General features: G+C 56.6%; 1 rRNA gene. It reads left to right on the top strand.

Annotated elements, in window-relative coordinates:
* Nucleotides 1–57: 57 nt before the first annotated feature.
* A 23S ribosomal RNA gene (locus AC6CKD_RS37865) occupies nt 58–3,180 on the top strand.
* The last annotated feature ends 32 nt before the right edge of the window (nt 3,181–3,212 follow it).

Here is a 3,212-nt window from a genome sequence, read left to right as displayed (position 1 = left end):
GGGTGATGGGTGGCTGGTCGTTGCTTGAGAACTACACAGTGGACGCGAGCATCTGTAGGCCAAGTTTTTAAGGGCGCACGGTGGATGCCTTGGCACCAGGAACCGATGAAGGACGTGAGAGGCCGCGATAGGCCCCGGGGAGCTGCCAACTGAGCTTTGATCCGGGGGTGTCCGAATGGGGAAACCCGGCAGTCGTCATGGGCTGTCACCCACTGCTGAACACATAGGCAGTGTGGAGGGAACGCGGGGAAGTGAAACATCTCAGTACCCGCAGGAAGAGAAAACAACCGTGATTCCGGGAGTAGTGGCGAGCGAAACCGGATGAGGCCAAACCGTATGCGTGTGATACCCGGCAGGGGTTGCGCATGCGGGGTTGTGGGAATTCTTTTGATCGGTCTGCCGGCCGGTCGGCGAGTCAGAAACCGTTGATGTAGTCGAAGGACATGCGAAAGGTCCGGCGTAGAGGGTAAGACCCCCGTAGACGAAACATCAGCGGCTTGCTTAAGAATCTCCCAAGTAGCACGGGGCCCGAGAAATCCCGTGTGAATCTGGCGGGACCACCCGCTAAGCCTAAATATTCCCTGGTGACCGATAGCGGATAGTACCGTGAGGGAATGGTGAAAAGTACCGCGGGAGCGGAGTGAAATAGTACCTGAAACCGTGTGCCTACAAGCCGTGGGAGCGTCGCCGTTATTCTTCGGAATGACGGTCGTGACTGCGTGCCTTTTGAAGAATGAGCCTGCGAGTTAGCGGTGTGTAGCGAGGTTAACCCGTGTGGGGAAGCCGTAGCGAAAGCGAGTCCGAATAGGGCGATTGAGTTGCACGCTCTAGACCCGAAGCGGAGTGATCTAGCCATGGGCAGGTTGAAGCGGAGGTAAGACTTCGTGGAGGACCGAACCCACCAGGGTTGAAAACCTGGGGGATGACCTGTGGTTAGGGGTGAAAGGCCAATCAAACTCCGTGATAGCTGGTTCTCCCCGAAATGCATTTAGGTGCAGCGTCACGTGTTTCTTGCCGGAGGTAGAGCACTGGATAGGCGATGGGCCCTACCGGGTTACTGACCTTAGCCAAACTCCGAATGCCGGTAAGTGAGAGCGTGGCAGTGAGACTGTGGGGGATAAGCTCCATGGTCGAGAGGGAAACAGCCCAGAGCATCGACTAAGGCCCCTAAGCGTACGCTAAGTGGGAAAGGATGTGGAGTCGCAGAGACAACCAGGAGGTTGGCTTAGAAGCAGCCACCCTTGAAAGAGTGCGTAATAGCTCACTGGTCAAGTGATTCCGCGCCGACAATGTAGCGGGGCTCAAGCGTACCGCCGAAGTCGTGTCATTGCAGCAATAGGGCCAACGCCCGCTGTGATGGGTAGGGGAGCGTCGTGTGCCGGGTGAAGCAGCAGCGGAAGCTAGTTGTGGACGGTTCACGAGTGAGAATGCAGGCATGAGTAGCGATACACACGTGAGAAACGTGTGCGCCGATTGACTAAGGGTTCCTGGGTCAAGCTGATCTGCCCAGGGTAAGTCGGGACCTAAGGCGAGGCCGACAGGCGTAGTCGATGGACAACCGGTTGATATTCCGGTACCCGCTTTGAAACGCCCAATATCGAATCAGGCGATGCTAAGCCCGTGAAGCCGTTCCGGACCCTTCGGGGAAAGGAAAGTGGTGGAGCCGGTGACCCAGACTTGTAGTAGGTAAGCGATGGGGTGACGCAGGAAGGTAGTCCAGCCCGGGCGGTGGTAGTCCCGGGGTAAGGGTGTAGGCCGAGGGGTAGGCAAATCCGTCCCTCATTAAGGCTGAGACCTGATGCCGAGCCGATTGTGGTGAAGTGGATGATCCTATGCTGTCGAGAAAAGCCTCTAGCGAGTTTCATGGCGGCCCGTACCCTAAACCGACTCAGGTGGTCAGGTAGAGAATACCGAGGCGTTCGGGTGAACTATGGTTAAGGAACTCGGCAAAATGCCCCCGTAACTTCGGGAGAAGGGGGGCCATCACTGGTGATCGGATTTACTCCGTGAGCTGGGGGTGGCCGCAGAGACCAGCGAGAAGCGACTGTTTACTAAAAACACAGGTCCGTGCGAAGCCGTAAGGCGATGTATACGGACTGACGCCTGCCCGGTGCTGGAACGTTAAGGGGACCGGTTAGTCACATTTCGGTGTGGCGAAGCTGAGAACTTAAGCGCCAGTAAACGGCGGTGGTAACTATAACCATCCTAAGGTAGCGAAATTCCTTGTCGGGTAAGTTCCGACCTGCACGAATGGCGTAACGACTTCTCGACTGTCTCAACCATAGGCCCGGTGAAATTGCACTACGAGTAAAGATGCTCGTTTCGCGCAGCAGGACGGAAAGACCCCGGGACCTTTACTATAGTTTGATATTGGTGTTCGGTTCGGCTTGTGTAGGATAGGTGGGAGACTTTGAAGCGGCCACGCCAGTGGTTGTGGAGTCGTCGTTGAAATACCACTCTGGTCGTGCTGGATGTCTAACCTCGGTCCGTGATCCGGATCAGGGACAGTGTCTGATGGGTAGTTTAACTGGGGCGGTTGCCTCCCAAAAAGTAACGGAGGCGCCCAAAGGTTCCCTCAGCCTGGTTGGCAATCAGGTGTTGAGTGTAAGTGCACAAGGGAGCTTGACTGTGAGACCGACGGGTCGAGCAGGGACGAAAGTCGGGACTAGTGATCCGGCGGTGGCTTGTGGAAGCGCCGTCGCTCAACGGATAAAAGGTACCCCGGGGATAACAGGCTGATCTTCCCCAAGAGTCCATATCGACGGGATGGTTTGGCACCTCGATGTCGGCTCGTCGCATCCTGGGGCTGGAGTCGGTCCCAAGGGTTGGGCTGTTCGCCCATTAAAGCGGTACGCGAGCTGGGTTTAGAACGTCGTGAGACAGTTCGGTCCCTATCCGCTGTGCGCGTAGGAATATTGAGAAGGGCTGTCCCTAGTACGAGAGGACCGGGACGGACGAACCTCTGGTGTGCCAGTTGTCCTGCCAAGGGCATGGCTGGTTGGCTACGTTCGGGAGGGATAACCGCTGAAAGCATCTAAGCGGGAAGCCTGCTTCAAGATGAGTATTCCCACCTCCTTGAGAGGGTAAGGCTCCCAGTAGACGACTGGGTTGATAGGCCAGATGTGGAAGCCCGGTAACGGGTGGAGCTGACTGGTACTAATAGGCCGAGGGCTTGTCCTCAGTTGCTCGCGTCCACTGTGTTAGTTCTGAAG

The organism is Streptomyces sp. GQ60, from assembly GCF_059758875.1.
Note: the sequence above shows the minus strand (reverse complement) of the source record. Positions and strands in the feature narration are given on the sequence as shown.